We start from the raw sequence: 17,216 nt of genomic DNA, 5'->3' as shown, positions 1-17,216 counted from the left end.
AATCGAAGCGCAGCGCATTGCGCCATCGTTTGCGAGCACGACAAGTCAATCATTCAACCCGGTGAGTTGCTCCAATCCGCCCGCCCAATCTTCAGGGTAGATTCCGGCCTGCACGCAGCGATGGAACGTCGAGTGGGGCCAATCCACCACCCGTTCCACCAGACCATGTTTCAGCGGATTGATATGTACGTAATCCATGTGCGCGGCAAAATCCTCCTCATCACGGATCAAATGCTCCCAGTAGCACCGTTGCCATACCCCACGCTCACCACGCCGTTGCCGGGCCGGGTTGCGCCATTCGGTTTTCGGGATGGAGCGAGAAAACAGCAGCTTGATCAATCGCCAGCGCAGTGCAAAGTCATCGTCATCCGGAGGCAGTTCGATTACGCAATGCAGATGGTCTGGCAGCACCACCCAGCCATGGATGATGAAGGGATGGCTTTGGCGGGTAGTTCGCACTGCAGCGCGCAAAGCATCGATGTGGCGTATCAGCAGATCGTTGCCGTGCCGCTCCAACAGATTGACCGTGAAAAAATACGTCCCACCCCTTTGCCATGCACGGCGGTAATTGGGCATGGTTTAGTTTCCAGCTTGAGTTGACATGCGGCGCAATGCGCTACGCTTCGATTGCGCCCTACAGGCTGTTGCGGGTTACGGCCTTGGTAGCATTCGTGTCGTATCTGGAACCTCGCGCCTGAATTTAGCGGCCGCCAAAAGCGGCCCGCTGGAATAATACGCTAGCCCTTTAAATTGAAAGCATCTCAGTCTTCATAGAATTTATGCACTCTTGCGCAGCTATATTCAGCTCTTTTTTGAGGCCAGCGGCGTCAGCGCTTAACAGCTCATCATACGTAGGAGCCCCCACGTCACTATCCGGGATTCGTTTGCAAAATCCCTCGGCCACCACCGACTTGGTATTTGCATTGATAAGCCTGACTTTGGCTGTGTAAATTACACGATAGTGGGTCCAGTTGGTTGGAAAATAAACGAAGCTCCAATTGATTGTTTGCGCATCAATTACATATGCAGATCGACCACTAGCATCTGTTGCAATTTGAGATGCGTTATCCGTTTTTGTGCTAATTGACGAGGAAGTGAAGCGCATCGAATGAGATTGCTGCAGGGCCTCAGTTAGTCCAAGAGCAATTGTGCCCGCAGGATCTGGCACATTGTGCTTTGCGATGAGACTATTCCCTTCACTAATTGCGGCAACGGCCCCAATGAGCGCAAATGCGCCTTTAGTCGCCGTCATCGCAGCGAAATCTGGTTTCGCTCTTGTGGTATACGTGATAGTTTGACCTTGTAATCCGCTTTTCGCTTCTTGGGAAAGGGCTTGCTTGTTCACTGTCGCACACCCCGAAAGTACGAGTGTCACAGCAGCAGCCATGGTAAAAAAACGCATCTGTTCTTCCTTCTGTTGGAGAAGATAGGGTTAATTAAAAGTGGGCGCCCACAAAAACGTAATTTTTGTATCACAGAGCAACTGCACGCGAGCATTCCTTGCCCTCCCTCGCGTCGAACCCATGACTACCCATAAATCATAAAACAAATTTTAATTTAATGACATATGTGCCGTGCAATTGATCTCCTACCCCCAGCAGCTCGGCCGACACAGACCAAGCGCAAGCCCAGCCTCGCTCAAATCCTCAACCCCGTCTTCTTCAAAATCCGACTAGAAAACAGAACATCATGAGCGCGGCATGAGGGCCCAAGCAGGTTGACCAGCCGCTTCACTTCGGCGCGGACCTGGTCATGGCTGGCGCCGTGGACCATGGCGAAGAGGTTGTAGGGCCAGTGCGGGAGGGTGCGGGGGCGGCGGTAGCAGTGGGTGACGAGAATAATAGGGGTCAGACCCCTATTGTTTCCAGCCCAACAAGGCCGGTTATGGAGATGCAGTCTGTTCTTGTGACGGCAATCGCTGAAGGCAGGATGGGGAATGTGTTTCGGTTTCGTGCCCGCACCGCAAGCGCTGCGCGCACGAAACCGATTGAATAAACCCCAATTCAGTTCATTGGGGTTGACGGGGAAGTCCTTATGGGATTGTTAGGTGCCACGGCGATACTCCTGATGGGCATGCCTGTACATAATTGCGTAGTACTGAGCAGCCGAGTGCTTAACGTCTTGGAGGTACTTCTTCGCAATTGGATCATTCAGCAAATAATCATACAGATACGCCGCACTATTTCGAGCCAACCGCATGTTCGGAATATGCATGACACGCTCTTCATCAAGATGAGCGACAAACTTGTTTCTATACCTCAGGATAGGTTTTGCATAATTTTCAAATGCCTTCTTGGAAATTCTGAGGTGTGCGTATAGCCCTTGAGCGAAGGCAGAATGGTTCGTAACGATCTTTCGCCAGTGATGTCGGCCATCTCTTTCTGCAAAGAGCTTGCACCATTCAAGTACAGCAGTATCGAGAAAGCTACCGTTTGCGTTAACCCAAAACTGCTTTTTGATACGGATATTTCCATGCGACCAGCCAGCGCGATAGAAGGCAATGTTTCTAAGGCAGTGACAACACAGAATTGCCACGCGACGGATGCGCGCTTCGTGGTTCATTGGCACCTAACGTGCTAGCTCAGGGGCGACCGGAGGCCGTAGACCGGAGGGAACCGAGAAGCGCAGCTTCTCGGGCGTCCCCTGGAGCGGCGGGTTAGCACTCATTGCACAACACTCATGCGGTCCGGAAAACTGATCTGCCCAACACCGGCCTCTTGCAACTTCTTAAGCAATGCGCCTCTGCCATTGGCTTGTGACCACTTCATCTCTTGAGGAGTAATCGTTGTGGCAACCAAGATTTCCATCTTCCCTGCCGGAAGAGAGATTCCGGTGGGCAGAGGAGCATGGGCCTTCGCAATGAGGACGTTGACCATTTGCCCCGGCCCCACCTGAATTTGCTCGACGGTCAAACCATCGTACTTTTCGACCCGATTCAGTAGCCCCGCGTCGTGTCCAATTTCGGCGTTTACGGCCCATTGAAGGAAATTCAGAGGCCATTGCTGATTGGATTGAGCAACCATCAGAATTTCGTAGCCATATCCGGCAAATCCAGCGCGCTTTGGTGCCGGCTGCTTCTTGGAAAGAGTTCCTCCAGCTTGGGTCGCTCGCTTTCCATCGGATTGCAAATCGAAGTTGGACATTTGCACGCTCGTTGGCATATCCGGGTTTGTGAAGCCAAAGGTCGTGTAGACCGATAGGTTTTTTCCTAAGCCGGAAGCCGGGATGACATACAGCCCGCCTCCGGGCCATACCCCGGTCATGTTGAGCATCTTCAAGATATCGGAAGGCAGTGGCCCTACAGTCTTTTCGAAATATTTCTGGCGCGCATCGTAGTTGGCCTGCCACTGCTTTTCAGCAGAGTCAGATTCACCATTGGCTGTTGCCCCTACCAGAGAGAGCACGGCGGCCATCACACTGCTTGCAAACTTACTAATGCTCAATGAGGTCTCCTAATGAGTGCTAACGAATAGCGTTTATCTGCCGCCGCCCCACTGCTGAACCTCACCATGTCCTCGGCGGCGGATAAACCTTGTTGAACTGGACCGCGACTCAGGCGGCATTTATGGGGATTGTAGGCCGGACAACGCAGCTGTCAATCGTTTGGCATATGAAATCGTCGCAGTAGGCGGCAAATTACTTGGTAACGATGCCATACCGAACCTGAAACTCGGCTCGGGAAGTCTCGCTGAGTCAGCGTATCGCGCGGTAAAGGCGGCACCAGCACGAACAACACCCTGGCCGTTGTACGCGCCCTGTCACAGGAAATGACTGACATGCTGCTTCTGCTGACCCATCATGGCGGTCCTCGTGGGGCGGGCGCTTGGATTGGCGCAGGCTGAATCACATCAATCGATACCAAGCGTCCCGCATGGCAATAGGGGCAGCACATCCATTCGATCCGTGCCACCCGGCGCAGGAAGGCCTCGGCCGATTCGATCACGGCCGGCTGTGGCGGTGGTGCGCGTAAGGCCGTACGCGCCGCAGCCAGACCGACACGCTTCCTGGCCGGGCCCAGCAAACTATAATGGCGAATGCGCTTGAAGCCCCTCGGCAGCACGTGCAGCAGGAAGCGGGCGATGAACTCGACAGCGGGCAGTGCGATCACGCGCCGCCCCTTAGGGCGGCTTGGATCGCGCACACGCAGCCGAACGCCCTCCGCGTCCAGGCCAACGATTCGCTCGTTGGAAATTGCCACCCGATGGGTATACCGCCCCAGATACTCGAGCACCTGTGACGGGCCGCCCAGTGGTTGCTTGGCGTAGACCACCCAGTCGGTCCGGTGCAACTCGCGGGTCAGCATGCGCCAGGCTGGGTCGGTGAGGGCCGTGTCCGCCTCCAGTGGGCCTGCCTGGCGCTGCGCTGCCAGTGCCGCCATGAACTTGCCGCGAAACACCTTCGAGAGGGCGTGCACGGGAAACAGGAAACCGCGTTTCGGTTGTACCCATTCGCCTTGCGTGGTGAGCGCACCGCCAGCGACGAGTGCGTGCGCGTGAATGTGGCGACCGAGATCCTGCTTCCAGGTATGCAACACCAGGGTGAAGGCGGACACGCCACCAAGCCAGCGGGGATTGGCGGCAAACTCGGTCAGCGTGCTGCTGGCCGCGGCGAACAGCAGTTCATACACCAGACGGTCGTGGCGCGCGACGAGCCCATTGAGCGCATGCGGTAGCGTGAACACCAAATGGAAGTACGGCACCGGTAGCAACTCGCGCCGACGCGCCGCCAGCCAGGCCTCCTTGGCACGCGTCTGGCACAAGGGACAATGCCGATTACGGCAGGAGTGATAGACGTACCGCGTCGCGCCACAGGCATCGCAACGCTCGACCTGCCCACCCAGTTGCGCGGTGCGGCAGGCAACAATAGCCCGCCAGGCTCGTGCCTGGTTCGGGAACAGCGTGTGCGTGGCGAGATAGGCCGATCCGAAGGTGCGCAGTACCTCGGCCAACCCGACGCGCCGGCTCGCCGACACGGCTCAGCGTGGTGGTTCGAGCAAATCCAGCGGCGAAGCCGTGCCGGTCAGACGCTGCTGCGCCAGATGCAGATAGCGCATGGTGGTGCCTACATGGCCATGGCCCAGCAACCGCTGGATGGTATGGAGGTCGACACCGGCTTCGAGCAGATGGGTGGCAAAGCTGTGGCGGAGGGTATGGATGCCGGCCGCGTCGGTGAGCCCGGCCGCGTCGCAGGCGGCATAGTACATGCGCTGCGCCGTTTGATCGCCCATCGGGCCGTCGCCTGAGCCATTGGGAAACAGCCACCGCGGCGGCCGAAACACGTGCCAATAGGTACGCAAGCCCGCCAGCAGGCGGGGCGAAAGCAAGGTATAGCGATCCTTGCCGCCTTTGGCCTGGCGCACCTTGATGCACATCCGATCCGGTGCGCTTTCAATATCGGCCACCTGCAGGGTGCAGACCTCTGAAACACGCAGCCCGGCCGCGTAGGTCGTCATCAACACGGTGCGTGCCCGCAAGTTGACTGCAGCGGTGAGCAGTCGGACCACTTGCTCGCGCGACAACACCTGTGGCAAGCGCTTGGGTACCTTCGCCATGGGAATCTCGACCACCATCGGAGCCCGGGCCAGCACCGTGCCGAAGAAAAAACGAAAGGCGCAGGCCGCCTGATTGACACTGGCGTAGGCGAGTTTACGTTCCTGGATCAAATGCAGCAGATAAGCCTGGATTTGGGACGCCTCAAGCGAGGCTGGCGAACAGCCGTAATACCTTGCCAAAGCAGCAACACAAGCCAGATAAGCTTCGCGCGTGCGCAGGGAAAACCCACGCAGAACCATCGCATCGTCCATGCGTTTGCGTAGCGGTGTCATCGTCGTCACCTCGATCGATCCGGGGATATCCCCGTGCTCAAGGATGGACGATTTCAAGGCACATATAGCGGAAGAAGCGGGAACCCGGCCAGTGTCGAGCGACAGGCATTTGCGAAGGAGAAACCACCGCGTCAGCGGTTTAGTTCAACTAGAAGTAGACGTCCTAAAAGACGTAATTCTTTGCATCACCCGCGAACTCGGTCGCTGAACAACCCCGCCCAGCTTGGCTTCCCAGTCCGTGATATTCACTAATCATAAGCAAAATACACCACCACCCGCCAGCTTGAGCTGCGGGCTGCCCGTCGACCATAGCGTTGACCACTCGTCCAGACGCACCCTATCTACACAACAACCGGCAACGATTTAGATCCGCAGCCCCGTCTTCTTCAAAATCCGACTAGAAAACAGAACATCATGGGCGCGGCAGGCGGGGCCGAGCAGGCAGACCAGCCGCTCGACCTCGACGCGGACCTGGTCGTGGCTGGCGCCGTGGACCATGGCGAAGAGGTTGTAGGGCCAGTACGGGAGGGCGCGGGGGCGGCGGTAGCAGTGGGAGACGGCGGGGTCGGCGCCGAGTTGTTCCCCGAGGTGGTCGATGGCGTCATCGGCCACGTCGAATACCGCCATGCCGTTGGCGGTGTAGCCGATGGCGTAGTGGTTGGGGACGGCACCGATGCGGCGGATGACGCCGTTTTGCAGCATGGCGTCGAGCCGGGTCTGCACATCACGTTCGCGGCAGCCCAGCACCTGGGCAAGGACGTGATAGGGTCGGGGGAGGCGCGGCAGGCCAGCCTGGGTGGCGCGGATCAGGGCGCGGTCGAGTTCGTCGAGTGTCACCGGAGCGGTGTCCGTCGTGCGGGCCGCGCCCTGCCCCACCGGTGCCGTGCCGCCGACGGCGAAGCGCATGCCGACGAAGTATTCGCGCTCCTTGGGAAAGGCGTGCACGGTGAGGCCGGTCGCGGCTTCGATGCGGGCGGTGGCGGCGGCGATGCCTTGCGGGATTTCGGTGGCGAGCACGAACCACATGTTGAGCCGGTGCTCGCGACGGTAGTTATGCGCCACTTCGGGCAAGGCGTTGACCTCGGCCGTCACTTCGTCGAAGCGCTCTTCCGGCACCGCCAGCGCGGCCAGCACGAAGGCGCCGCCGATGCGTTCGATCTGGAACAGCGGGCCGAAGCGGGTCAGGGTGTGGTGCTGCAGCAGACGGTTGAGGCGGGCGATCAGTTCGCTCTCGGTGAGGCCGAGCGGCGCGGCAGCTTCGGCGAAGGGCCGGCTGCTGAGCGGAAAACCACCCTGCAGCCGGTCGATGATGCGCCGGTCGATCGCATCGAGTTCAGTCATGTCAGTAGCCGTAGCGGGCGCCGCGCTGGGTGTAGCGCCGCGTCGAGATCAGCACCGAATGCGGCAGGTGCATCACGTCGTGGCGGGTGCGCAGTTCGTCCACGGTCTGGCGCACGGTGAGCGCGTCCGGAGCATGGATCATGCAGAACAGGTTGTACGGCCACAGCGGCGGGCGCGCCGGACGGGCGTAGCACAGGGTGACGGCCTGCTCGGCGGCGAGCTTGGCGCCCAGGTCGTCGCGTTCTTCTTCGTCTTCCACCCGCCACACGCACATGGCGTTGGCGTGGTAGCCCAGTTCGCGGTGGCGCACGACCAGGCCGAAGCGGCGGATCACGCCGCTGTCGCACCAGTCGGTGAGGATGTGCAGCACTTCTTCGCGGCTCAGGCCGGCACGCTCGGCCAGACGGCGGTACGGCTCGGGTTCGAGCGCCAGGCCGTCTTCGAGCGCGCCGACCAGGCGGCGTTCGGCGCTGCTGAGGCTGAGCGCGCCCATCCCCTGCAGATGCTCGCGCGGGCGCGGCTGGTCGCCGGGCAGGAAGGAGAAGCCCAGGTCGATGTGGTACTCCTTGAGCAGCGGCAGGTTGAGCGGCTTGATGCCGGTGGCGAGGTAGATGCGCGCCAGCACTTCGGCCACGCGGCTGCGGTCGGGCGCGGTGACCACGAACCACAGGTTGACGTGATGGGCGCGGGCGTAGTTGTGGTTGACCTCGGGCAGGCTGCTGACGTAGTGCGCCACGGCGTCGAGCCGTTCCGGCGGCACCGCCATCGCGGCCAGGGTACTGGCGCCGACGGTATTGGGGGCGAAGATGGCGCCGACCCGGCCCAGCACGCCCTGGCGCTGCGCCGTGGTCAGCGCGTCGATGACGCTGTCTTCGCTCCAGCCCTCGCCGGCCTCTTCGGCCAGCCGGGCGTAGGGGTGCAGGGCCAGCGGGAAGCGGTGCTGGAAACGGTTGAGCAGGGCCAGCGTCGGGGCGCTCAGCGACTGGGTGGTGGCCGGCAGCGCCGGCGGGCGAAGGATTCTATTCATGACTTACATTCCGATACGGCTGGCGCGCCAGCTGAAGAAGATGCCGGAGGGACTTGCTGCCGGCAGTTCGTGCCGCACGGTCAGCGTGGCGGTGTCGACGATGACCAGCTTGTCGTCGTCCCGGCTCGACAGCCAGACTTCGTCGCCGCGCGGCGTGAATTCCATGTGCAGGATGCCACGGCCTGGTTTGAGCGTTTTGACGACGGTCAACGTCGGCACGTCGATGACTTGCACGGTGTCGTTGTGCGGGAAGGCGAAGTTGACCCAGACGCGGCGGCCGGACGGTTCGGCCATCACGAACACCGGCTGACCGTGCACCGCGACCTTGGCGCGCAGTTGCCAGTCGCGGGTATCGGCCACCAGCACTTCGTTGTGGCCGATGGCGGGCAGGAAGGCCTGGCCGCCGGACAGCGCCCAGCCGCGCAGGTGCGGCATCTTGTAGACCGGCAGTTTCTCCGTGCTGCGGCCGTAGCCGTCGAGCACGCGGCGCACCCCGGCTTCGGGGTGCCAGGTATCGAGCAGCGCCAGGCCGTCTTCGCCGAACAGCCCGGCCAGGTAGTAGCGGCCGTCCTGGCTGGCGAGCCCGTCGTAGGGCTGGCGGCCGACGTTGCGGTAGCGGGTGGTGACCGGGTGGCGCGGATCGGCGGCGTCGATCACCCAGATTTCGCCGGCTTCGAACAGGGAGAAGGCAAAGCGGTTGCCTGGCAGGTCGGCAAGGCCGACGACCTTGGAGCTTTGGCCGCTGGCCGGATCGCGTGTGCTGACTTCGGACAGCAATTCCAGTGTGTCGGCATCGAACAGCTTGACCCCGCCCGGTTCGTAGTTCTGCGCGGCGACCACGCGGCCGTCGCTGGAGATGGCGCCGCCGATGCTGTTGCCGGCCTGCATTACCCTCTTCGCCAGCCGGCCGGTGAGAATATCGACCTTGGACAGGCCGCCGTCACGCCCGAACACGTAGGCGTAGCGCGCGTCGCGCGAGAATACCGCCGAGGCATGCGACAGATCGCCCAGCCCCTTGACGGTGGCGAGCCGCTCGCGCCGGGTGTTGTCGACCAGTTGCACGCTGCCGCTGGCGCGCTCGATGACGAGGCCGAGGTCTCCGCTGCCGCGCACAGCGGTAGTGGAACAGCCGGCCAGCAGCAGGCTGGCGCAGAGCAAGCCGATGATGCGAAGGCGCAGCCGCCTAATGGAATGGGCTACTCCGGAGCGCCGTCTTTCAGCCATTTGATGACCCATTTGGCTTCTTCTTCCGTCAAAAACGACCGCCACGGCGGCATCGCGGTGCCGGGGCGTCCGTTCAGTATCGTGGCCAGCAGCGCCTCGTCGGGGCGCCCGGCCAGGGCTTCGGCGGTGAGCGGGTTGCCCAGCCCGCCTTTGAACGTGAGGCCGTGGCAGGAGCCACAGTCCTGGCGCACCAGGTGGCGGATCGCCGTCGCCCGCATGGGCGACGGCTCCACCACTGGCGGTGCAGCCGCGGCCAGGCTGGCCGCGAGCAGCAGGGCCAGCCCGGCCAAGGGCCGGAGCAGCGGCAAACGCCGCCGCCCGATGGGGTGGATTACTGAGACAAGACCCACTTCACCATCACCTTCAGATCGGCATCAGGCACGTTGGGGTTGGGCGACATCGGAATCGGCCCGAAACTGCCTGCCCCGCCCTTCTTCACCTTCTCCACCAGCTTGGCCTCGGCGTTCTGGCCCTTGTACTTGCTGGCGATTTCCTTGAAGGCCGGACCGACGACCTTCTTGTCGACGCTGTGACAGGCCAGGCAGTTGTACTGCTTGGCCATGTCCTGCGGAGTAGCGGCCAGTACGTTGGCGGAGGCCAACCCGGCCAGTACGGCGGCCATGATCCATTGGTTCGTTTTCATGTTGTGACTCCTTCTGCCGTGGCCGGCAATGGATGCCGGCCGCATCAATCGATGATTGCTGCGCTTAGTAGATGTCGTGCTGGGTGTTAAACACGTTGAACTTGCCGGTCGGCGTCACCAGGCGCGGGTCCTTGATCACGGCCTTGAGCTTGCGGGTCTTGTCGTCCACCACCACGATGGCCGATTGCTTGTCCTTGGCGCTCCACACCGAGAACCACACTTCGTCGCCGGCCTTGTTGTACTCCGGCTGCACCACGCGCTTGGCACCCTCACCCAGACCCGCCCACTCGCCGATCGGCAGGCGCACGAAGCCCTTGTCGAGGCGGTCGACGTCGTACACCGCCACCGACTGACTGACCGCCGGATCCGGGTTCAGCGTGGTGTCGACCCACAGGTTCTTGGACTTGGGATGGGTCTTGATGAACAACGAACCGCCACCCTGGCCCTGAATGCTGGCAACCATCTTCCAGGCGTACTGCTTGTGCTTGACCGGGTCGGAGCCGATCAGCGCGATGCTGTCGTCGCCGAGGTGACCGGTGGCCCATACGGGACCGAATTTCGGGTGCACAAAGTTGGCGCCGCGCCCCGGGTGCGGGGTCTTGCCGACATCGACCAGGCCAGCCAGCTTGCCGTCCTTGGTGTCGACCACGGCGATCTTGTTGGAGGCGTTGGCGGCGACGAAGAAGTAGCGACCGGTGCGGTCGAAACCGCCGTCGTGCAGGAATTTGGCAGCGTTGATGGTGGTGGTTTTGAGGTTGCCCAGGTCGGAGTAGTTGACCATCATGATCTTGCCGGTTTCCTTGGCGTTGATCAGGAACTCCGGCTTGTAGTGGCTAGCCACGATGGAAGCCACGCGCGGCTCGGGGTGGTACTCGTTATCCACCGTCATGCCGCGCGTCGATACCACTTTCTGCGGCTTGAGGGTGTCGCCGTCCATGATCACGTATTGCGGCGGCCAGTAGGTGCCGGCCACGGCGATCTTGTCTTCCCAGCCCTTGAACTTGGAGGTCTCGACCGAGCGCGCTTCCAGCCCGACCTTGATCTCGGCCACGGTGTCCGGCTTCTCCATCCACAGGTCGATCAGGTTGATCTTGGCGTCGCGGCCGATCACGTACAGGTAACGCCCTGAGGCCGAGACGCGCGAGATGTGCACGGCGTAGCCGGTCTTGATGATGCTGATGATCTGCTTGCTGTCGCCGTCGATCAGCGCGATCTCGCCGCTGTCGCGCAGCGTGACCGAGAACAGGTTGTCGAGGTTGTACTTGTTCATCTTCTTGGTCGGACGCTTGTCGACCGGGACCAGCACCTTGCGCGTCTTCTCGATGTCGGCCAGCGAGTATTCCGGCGGGGTCGGCGGTTCTTGCTGCACGTAGCGCGCCATCACGTCGACCTGGGCGTCGGTGAGCTCGCCCGAGGTGCCCCAGTTCGGCATGCCGGCCGGCGAACCGTACTTGATGAAGGTCTTGAGGTATTCGGTGCCGCGATCCAGCGTGATGTCGGTGGTCAGCGCCTTGCCGGTCGCTCCCTTGCGCAGCACACCATGACAGCCGGCGCAGCGCTCGAAGTAGATCTGGCGGGCCTGCACGAACTCCGCCTTGGTCATCGGCGGTGCCTTGGGGTTGACGTTCTGGTGCATCTCTTCGCCCGCCAGCGGCGAGCTTCCGGCCTGGTAGGCCAGTTCGACTGCGTTGCCAGCGGCGCCGGGCGGAGCGGCGAACGCCGCTGTCACCGCCAGCGGCAGCGCCGCCATGACAGCGTGACGGACCAGTACGGACATCCTCGGTGTACTCATGGTGCATACTCCTTTGAAGGGAAGGAATCGACACCGGCATCATCTGCCTCGGCCCCCCTCCCCTCCTTGATGCGCATCAACGCTTGCCCAAGCAGATATGCAAAAAGGATGAACCTTTCCGCACTCAGCGAGTCAGCTGCGCGTACAGCGCGGTCAGCACCTGCGGCAGGGTCTCGGCGCGCTGTACCACCACGTAGCCGCGGCTGCCGAACAGGTGCGGCAGGTAGTCGCCGGCCTCGCGGTCGATGGTGACGCAGAACGGCGTCACGCCGTCGCGACGCGCCTCGAGGATGGCCTGGCGCGTGTCCTCGATGCCGTAGCGGCCCTCGTAGTGGTCCATGTCGTTGGGCTTGCCGTCAGAGACGATCAGCAGCAGCCGGCGCTGCGCCGGCTGCTGCGCCAGGATGCGCGCCGACTGGCGGATGGCCGCCCCCATGCGGGTGTAGTAGCCGGGCCGCAGCGCCAGGATGCGGCCGCGTGCGGCGTCGTCGAAAGCCTCGGCAAAGTCCTTCAGCAGCAGGTAGCGCACCTCGTGGCGCTTGAGCGAGGAGAAGCCGTAGAGGCCGAAGGCGTCGCCGCTGGCCGAGAGCGCCTCGGCGAACAGCAGCAGGCTGTCCTTGATCACGTCGATCACCCTCCCCGCTTCGCCGACCCAGCTCTCGGTGGAGAGCGACAAATCGGCCAGCAGCAGGCAGGCCAGGTTGCGCTCGCCCGGCGGCCAGGCCTGGTACAGCGCCGGCTCGCCCTGCGCCTGCCCGCTCTGGCGCTCGGCCATAAAGCGGATGACGCGGTCGAGGTCGATGTCCGGTCCACTGGTCTCGCCACTCTTGCGCGTGCGTTCCGGCGCCAGCGCCTGGAACTGGCGGCGCAGCCGGCGCGCCAGCGGCAGCAGCCGCTCCGGCAGCGGCGCCGGACTGGCGTCGCGCGGGCGCATCGGCAGCAGGCGGCAGTGGTCTTCGATCAGCCGTTGCCGCTTCCAGTCCCACTCCGGCAGCAGCAGGCCGGGGCCGAGCGGGGTGTCGTCGTACTCGGCGGCGGGCAGGTCGAGGTCGAACTTGAGGCGGCTGCCGCGCGTCTTGCCGTCGGCGGCGACGCTGAGCTTGTTCATGTCCTCGGCAGCAGCGGCGTTGTCCTCGTCGTCGTCCTCGTCGTTGTGGCGGTTGACCTTGACGTACTCGTCCCAGGTGAACAGGCTCTCGGCACGGAACACCATCAGCATGCCGTCCTTCTTGTCCTCCGGCACGATGCGCTGGGCGCGGTAGCGGCGGCGTTTCTGCGCCGCCTCGCGCTCCTTGTGTTCGCTGTCCTGATCGGCCGGGGTGTCGCCCGCTACACCTCCGCCCTCGCCGCCGGTGGGCGGAGCCGGGTGCAGCCACAAGGGCACCGGCTGCGGCGGACGCTTGACCTCGGGCATCACCACCTCTTGCTCGGGGTGCTGCAGCGCCTGGCGGATGGCCTGCTCGACCGCCGCCTCGGCCGCCGGCAGCCGCGCCGGATCGGTCCGCAGCGCAAGCAGGGCCTCCACCAGTTGACGGTAGCTGGCGGCCAGCCCCGGCATGCGCTCGAGGCAGCGCTGTGTGGCAAGCCGGTTGCGCGTCAGCCAGTCGCCGGGCGGCGCCGGTTCAGCGGCCAGCGCCATCAGCCAGAAGTACAGCGCGCGGTTGAGCGCGGCGTCGGGGAACAGGTCGAGCTTCTCGGGCAGGTACAGCGCTTGATGGTCGCTCCAGGCCAGTTCCACCTTGTCGCCGATGCCGGCCACGCGTTCGAGCCAGGAGCGGCGCGCACCGTGCTCGGTGCCGACCGTGGAGCGCAGCACCAGCGCCGGGTCGCCGCCCATGGCGCGGAAAAACGGCGGCGCCAGCCGCGTCACGCTGGCCAGCGACACCGCAGCCTGCGGGTGGCCGCGGTAGGCGGCGCGGGTGATCAGCCGGTCCCACCAGCCTCCGACGATATCTTCCATGTCGGCACCTCGTTTACGGGAACTGGGTGTCGATCACCGCCAGCAAGGCGGCCAGCGTGTCGGCGTCGTCGGTCAGCGGCTCGGCCAGTGCGGTGCGGCAGGCGATGCGCGGCGCCATGCCGGCGGCCATCAGCTTGGCGGCGTACACCAGCAGACGGGTGCTGACCGATTCGTCGAGATCGTAGCCGGTGAGCCGGCGCAGTTGCCCGGCCAGCGTCACCAGTTGCGCGGCGCGCGCGGCGTCGATGCCGCTCTCGCGTATCACCACGGCGTTTTCCACCTCGGGCTGCGGAAAATCGAAGGACATCGCCACGAAGCGCTGGCGCGTCGAGGGCTTGAGGGTCTTCAGTACGTGCTGGTAGCCGGGGTTGTACGACACCACCAGCATGAAATTGGGCGAAGCTTCGAGCACCTCGCCGGTGCGTTCGATCGGCAGGATGCGCCGGTCGTCGGTGAGCGGGTGCAGCACCACGGTGGTGTCCTTGCGCGCCTCGACCACCTCGTCGAGGTAGCAGATGCCGCCCTCGCGCACCGCGCGGGTCAGCGGGCCGTCACTCCAGTAGGTGGCGCCGTCGCCGATCAGGTGGCGGCCGACCAGGTCGGCGGCGGTCAGGTCGTCGTGGCAGGACACGGTGATCAGCGGCAGCCCCAGGCGCGCCGCCATGTGGGCGACGAAACGGGTCTTTCCGCAGCCGGTGGGGCCCTTGATCAGCACCGGCAGCTGCTGGCGCCAGGCGGCCTCGAACAGCTCGCATTCGGAGCCGACCGGCTGGTAGAACGGGACATCGAGTTGGGCCGAAACGGTGGGTGCGTTCATGGCATTCTTTCTAAAGGAAACTGACGATCAACAAGGCGCTCACCAGCGCCAGCCAGCCGTGCACGGCCAGCCGCAGCCACGCCGGAGCGTGGCGCAGGGCCATGTAGTGCTCGACGATGGCCAAACCCTTGAGCCAGGCGGTGGACAGCGCCGCCACTGCCAGGTGGCCGGGGGTCAGGTGAGCCTCGGCAAGAAAGGCCGCCAGCAGGGTCAGCACCGTGAGCCACAGCCAGACCCACCAGACGGCGGAGAAATCTCTCAAAGCGTTCATAGTCATCAACTTACGCGTCGTCCCCCGGCGTCACCTTGACCGGGGGCAAGCGAAAAAGCACACACCCCAAGGACCTGTTCAGGATCTGTCGCGAGCGGCCCTCAGCGGGGTGAAGAGCTGGGTCCTAGCGCGCCACGTACACCAGCGCGAACAACACCACCCACACCAGGTCGATCATGTGCCAGTAGGCGGCGGCGGTCTCGACGCCGGCGAGCGCACCCGGCCGGTAGCGCCCGTCGCGGGCGTACACCGCCACCGCGCCGACGATCACCATGCCGAGGATGACGTGCAGGAAGTGAAAGAAGGTCAGCGACAGGTAAAACATCCAGAAGGTGTCGCTCGACAGCGTGATGCCGGCGGCGAACTTGCCGGCGAATTCCTCGCTCTTGAGCACCACGAAACCGAGCCCCAACGCCAGCGTCAGCCACAGCAGACGCTGTGCGTTCTGCTGACGGTCAAGCGCGAACGCCCGTACCGCCGCCGCCACGCTGGCACTGCCGCCGATCAGCAGCAGCGTGTTGACGGTGGCCAAGCCCAGGCCCAGTTGCCGCTGGCCGGCGGCAAAGGTGGCCGGGTCGTGCGCACGCGAGTAGCCGTAGGCGAGAAAGAACACGCCGAACACCAGCAGCTCGGCCAGGATGAAGAACCACATCGCCAGATCGCCCGGCACCTCGCGCGGGTTGGCCGAAACCGGCATTGCCACGGTCTGGTTCATGTTTTCCTCCCCGGAGCCGGCCCTGCTTTCCACCGCGAGCCCTCGCGACAGAGAGTGACCGGCCCCCGATAAAAAAAGGCGGCCCCGAAACCACTCGGGCCGCCTTCAGCCACACACTCAGCGTGCTGCTTCGTCGGTCTTGCCCTTGACGAAGAAGCTGATGATGTACAGCACCAGGCCGATGAAGAACATCACGCCACTGGCCTCACGCAGCCAGTAGAAGATGGCGACCTGGTCCTGGGCGGCCATGAACGGCAGCGGCGCGGAGCCCATGCGCTGCAGCCATACCTGCAGGATGCCGGCGGCGGTCAGGAACAGCGTGATGAAGACCATGGCGATGCTCATCAGCCAGAACGACCACATTTCCACTACCTGGGCGGCGTTGCTGTTGGCCTCGCGGCCGCGCAGCTTGGGCATGGTGTAGGAGATCATCGTGATCACCACCATGGCGTAGGCGCCGTAGAAGGCCATGTGGCCGTGCGCGGCGGTGATCTGGGTGCCGTGCGTCAGGTAGTTGACCGGGGCCAGCGTGTGCAGGAAGCCCCACACCCCGGCGCCGAGGAAGGCCATCACGCCGGTGCCCATGGCCCACAGCACGGCGGCCTTGTTCGGATGCTCGCGGCGGCGACGGTTGACCATGTTGAAGGCGAACAGCGTCATCATGAAGAACGGGATCGGTTCCAGCGCCGAGAAGATCGAACCCCACCATTGCCAGTACGCCGGCGCGCCGATCCAGAAGTAGTGGTGGCCAGTGCCGATGATGCCGGTGATCAGCGTCATGGCGATGATCACGTACAGCCACTTCTCGATCACCTCGCGGTCCACCCCGGTCACCTTCACCAGCACGAAGGCCAGCATGGCGCCCATGATCAGTTCCCACACGCCTTCCACCCACAGGTGCACCACCCACCACCAGAACAGCTTGTCCAGCACCAGGTTGCTCGGGTTGTAGAACGAGAACAGGAAGAAGATCGCTAGCCCCCACAGGCCCAGCATCATCACCAGCGAAATGCTGGTCTTGCGGCCGGACAGGACGGTCAGCGACAGGTTGTAGAGGAAGGACAGCGCCACCAGCACGATGCCCACCTTGGTGATGGTCGGCTGTTCCAGGAACTCGCGCCCCATCGTCGGCAGAATTTCGTTGCCGGTCAGCTGCGCCAGCGTGGCGTACGGCACCGACAGGTAGCCGACGATGGTCAGGGCGCCGGCCACCAGGAACACCCAGAAGGTGAGGATGGCGAGCTTCGGACTGTGCAGCTCGCGTTCCGACTCCTCCGGGATCAGGTAATAGCCCGCCCCCATGAAACCGAACAGCAGCCACACGATCAGCAGGTTGGTGTGCACCATGCGCGCCACGTTGAACGGGATTTCCGGGAACAGGAAATCCCCGATCACGTACTGCAGGCCCATGATCAGGCCGAACACGATCTGGCCGAAGAACAACCCTATGGCGGCGATGAAGTACGGCTTGGCCACCGCCTGCGAGCGGTATTTCAGCCGGGTGGCGGCGTGCTCTTCCACACCCCGTGGGGTGTCGAGAACCGCCGTGGTCGAAGTAGTCATGCGAATCTCCCTAAATCTGACAAGAATTCATCCAGCTTG

Annotated in this window: 18 protein-coding genes; all 18 read right to left on the bottom strand. The window is 63.2% G+C overall.

The annotated features are described in order from the left end of the window. Positions 1-45 precede the first annotated feature (45 nt). Entirely contained in the window at positions 46-576 is a 531-nt protein-coding gene (locus tag PSEMAI1_RS21150; protein ID WP_084612640.1) for a transposase, read from the bottom strand. A gap of 169 nt (positions 577-745) precedes the next feature. Next, positions 746-1,402 carry a hypothetical protein gene (locus PSEMAI1_RS21710; RefSeq protein WP_156943096.1) on the bottom strand — a complete coding sequence of 219 codons (657 nt, stop codon included), beginning with the start codon at positions 1,400-1,402 and terminating at the stop codon, positions 746-748. Positions 1,403-1,638: 236 nt separating this feature from the next. Then, positions 1,639-1,839: a hypothetical protein gene (locus tag PSEMAI1_RS21145; protein WP_255327062.1), complete on the bottom strand. Its 201-nt coding sequence runs from the start codon at positions 1,837-1,839 to the stop codon at positions 1,639-1,641. Positions 1,840-2,043: 204 nt separating this feature from the next. After that, positions 2,044-2,562, bottom strand: coding sequence for a hypothetical protein (locus tag PSEMAI1_RS21705; RefSeq protein ID WP_156943095.1), 519 nt, complete (start codon positions 2,560-2,562; stop codon positions 2,044-2,046). A 101-nt stretch (positions 2,563-2,663) separates the two neighbouring features. Further along, a complete protein-coding gene (locus PSEMAI1_RS0106685; protein WP_024302124.1) occupies positions 2,664-3,443 on the bottom strand; it encodes a suppressor of fused domain protein in 780 nt (259 codons plus the stop codon). Positions 3,444-3,796: 353 nt separating this feature from the next. After that, a complete protein-coding gene (locus tag PSEMAI1_RS0106680; RefSeq protein WP_084612639.1) occupies positions 3,797-4,948 on the bottom strand; it encodes an IS91 family transposase in 1,152 nt (383 codons plus the stop codon). A 27-nt stretch (positions 4,949-4,975) separates the two neighbouring features. Beyond that, positions 4,976-5,881: a site-specific integrase gene (locus PSEMAI1_RS0106675; RefSeq protein WP_198019586.1), complete on the bottom strand. Its 906-nt coding sequence runs from the start codon at positions 5,879-5,881 to the stop codon at positions 4,976-4,978. A 306-nt stretch (positions 5,882-6,187) separates the two neighbouring features. Next, complete coding sequence (locus PSEMAI1_RS0106670; RefSeq protein WP_024302121.1) at positions 6,188-7,165, bottom strand: AsnC family transcriptional regulator; 978 nt, start codon at positions 7,163-7,165, stop codon at positions 6,188-6,190. 1 nt (position 7,166) lies between these two features. Then, positions 7,167-8,192, bottom strand: coding sequence for an Lrp/AsnC family transcriptional regulator (locus PSEMAI1_RS0106665; RefSeq protein ID WP_029770523.1), 1,026 nt, complete (start codon positions 8,190-8,192; stop codon positions 7,167-7,169). Between the two features lie 3 nt (positions 8,193-8,195). Further along, entirely contained in the window at positions 8,196-9,416 is a 1,221-nt protein-coding gene (locus PSEMAI1_RS0106660; protein ID WP_232219853.1) for a cytochrome D1 domain-containing protein, read from the bottom strand. Further along, the gene (locus tag PSEMAI1_RS0106655) at positions 9,389-9,766 is read right to left on the bottom strand and encodes a cytochrome c (RefSeq protein WP_051460201.1); all 378 of its coding nucleotides are present in this window, start codon (positions 9,764-9,766) and stop codon (positions 9,389-9,391) included. Before PSEMAI1_RS0106655 ends, PSEMAI1_RS0106660 begins: the two co-directional genes overlap by 28 nt. Continuing rightward, positions 9,748-10,059 (bottom strand): c-type cytochrome, encoded by a 312-nt coding sequence (locus PSEMAI1_RS0106650; RefSeq protein ID WP_024302118.1) that lies wholly within the window; start codon positions 10,057-10,059, stop codon positions 9,748-9,750. The genes PSEMAI1_RS0106655 and PSEMAI1_RS0106650 overlap by 19 nt, the downstream gene beginning before the upstream one ends. A 64-nt stretch (positions 10,060-10,123) precedes the next feature. Beyond that, complete coding sequence (locus PSEMAI1_RS0106645) at positions 10,124-11,851, bottom strand: nitrite reductase (RefSeq protein WP_024302117.1); 1,728 nt, start codon at positions 11,849-11,851, stop codon at positions 10,124-10,126. Between the two features lie 124 nt (positions 11,852-11,975). Then, entirely contained in the window at positions 11,976-13,811 is a 1,836-nt protein-coding gene (locus PSEMAI1_RS0106640; RefSeq protein ID WP_024302116.1) for a nitric oxide reductase activation protein NorD, read from the bottom strand. A 13-nt stretch (positions 13,812-13,824) separates the two neighbouring features. Then, positions 13,825-14,628 (bottom strand): CbbQ/NirQ/NorQ/GpvN family protein, encoded by an 804-nt coding sequence (locus PSEMAI1_RS0106635; RefSeq protein ID WP_024302115.1) that lies wholly within the window; start codon positions 14,626-14,628, stop codon positions 13,825-13,827. 10 nt (positions 14,629-14,638) lie between these two features. Next, positions 14,639-14,899, bottom strand: coding sequence for a cytochrome C oxidase subunit IV family protein (locus tag PSEMAI1_RS0106630; protein ID WP_024302114.1), 261 nt, complete (start codon positions 14,897-14,899; stop codon positions 14,639-14,641). Between the two features lie 124 nt (positions 14,900-15,023). After that, positions 15,024-15,614, bottom strand: coding sequence for a cytochrome c oxidase subunit 3 (locus PSEMAI1_RS0106625; protein ID WP_024302113.1), 591 nt, complete (start codon positions 15,612-15,614; stop codon positions 15,024-15,026). Between the two features lie 117 nt (positions 15,615-15,731). Then, positions 15,732-17,177 carry a cbb3-type cytochrome c oxidase subunit I gene (locus PSEMAI1_RS0106620; protein WP_036986221.1) on the bottom strand — a complete coding sequence of 482 codons (1,446 nt, stop codon included), beginning with the start codon at positions 17,175-17,177 and terminating at the stop codon, positions 15,732-15,734. Positions 17,178-17,216 lie beyond the last annotated feature (39 nt).

The sequence above is a fragment of the Pseudogulbenkiania sp. MAI-1 genome, from assembly GCF_000527175.1.
GTDB lineage: Bacteria > Pseudomonadota > Gammaproteobacteria > Burkholderiales > Chromobacteriaceae > Pseudogulbenkiania.
The sequence above is the reverse complement of the archived record's forward strand: the minus strand, read 5'-3'. Positions and strand labels throughout refer to the sequence as shown.

What these genes read in the sequence shown, in the direction of transcription:
- PSEMAI1_RS21705 (WP_156943095.1), bottom strand. Translation starts at nt 2,562, where the DNA reads ATGAACCACGAAGCGCGCATCCGTCGCGTGGCAATTCTGTGTTGTCAC.
- PSEMAI1_RS0106645 (WP_024302117.1), bottom strand. Translation starts at nt 11,851, where the DNA reads ATGAGTACACCGAGGATGTCCGTACTGGTCCGTCACGCTGTCATGGCG.
- PSEMAI1_RS0106670 (WP_024302121.1), bottom strand. Translation starts at nt 7,165, where the DNA reads ATGACTGAACTCGATGCGATCGACCGGCGCATCATCGACCGGCTGCAG.
- PSEMAI1_RS0106660 (WP_232219853.1), bottom strand. Translation starts at nt 9,416, where the DNA reads ATGGCTGAAAGACGGCGCTCCGGAGTAGCCCATTCCATTAGGCGGCTG.
- PSEMAI1_RS0106620 (WP_036986221.1), bottom strand. Translation starts at nt 17,177, where the DNA reads ATGACTACTTCGACCACGGCGGTTCTCGACACCCCACGGGGTGTGGAA.
- PSEMAI1_RS0106665 (WP_029770523.1), bottom strand. Translation starts at nt 8,192, where the DNA reads ATGAATAGAATCCTTCGCCCGCCGGCGCTGCCGGCCACCACCCAGTCG.
- PSEMAI1_RS0106650 (WP_024302118.1), bottom strand. Translation starts at nt 10,059, where the DNA reads ATGAAAACGAACCAATGGATCATGGCCGCCGTACTGGCCGGGTTGGCC.
- PSEMAI1_RS0106640 (WP_024302116.1), bottom strand. Translation starts at nt 13,811, where the DNA reads ATGGAAGATATCGTCGGAGGCTGGTGGGACCGGCTGATCACCCGCGCC.
- PSEMAI1_RS0106635 (WP_024302115.1), bottom strand. Translation starts at nt 14,628, where the DNA reads ATGAACGCACCCACCGTTTCGGCCCAACTCGATGTCCCGTTCTACCAG.
- PSEMAI1_RS21710 (WP_156943096.1), bottom strand. Translation starts at nt 1,402, where the DNA reads ATGCGTTTTTTTACCATGGCTGCTGCTGTGACACTCGTACTTTCGGGG.
- PSEMAI1_RS21150 (WP_084612640.1), bottom strand. Translation starts at nt 576, where the DNA reads ATGCCCAATTACCGCCGTGCATGGCAAAGGGGTGGGACGTATTTTTTC.
- PSEMAI1_RS0106630 (WP_024302114.1), bottom strand. Translation starts at nt 14,899, where the DNA reads ATGAACGCTTTGAGAGATTTCTCCGCCGTCTGGTGGGTCTGGCTGTGG.
- PSEMAI1_RS0106625 (WP_024302113.1), bottom strand. Translation starts at nt 15,614, where the DNA reads ATGAACCAGACCGTGGCAATGCCGGTTTCGGCCAACCCGCGCGAGGTG.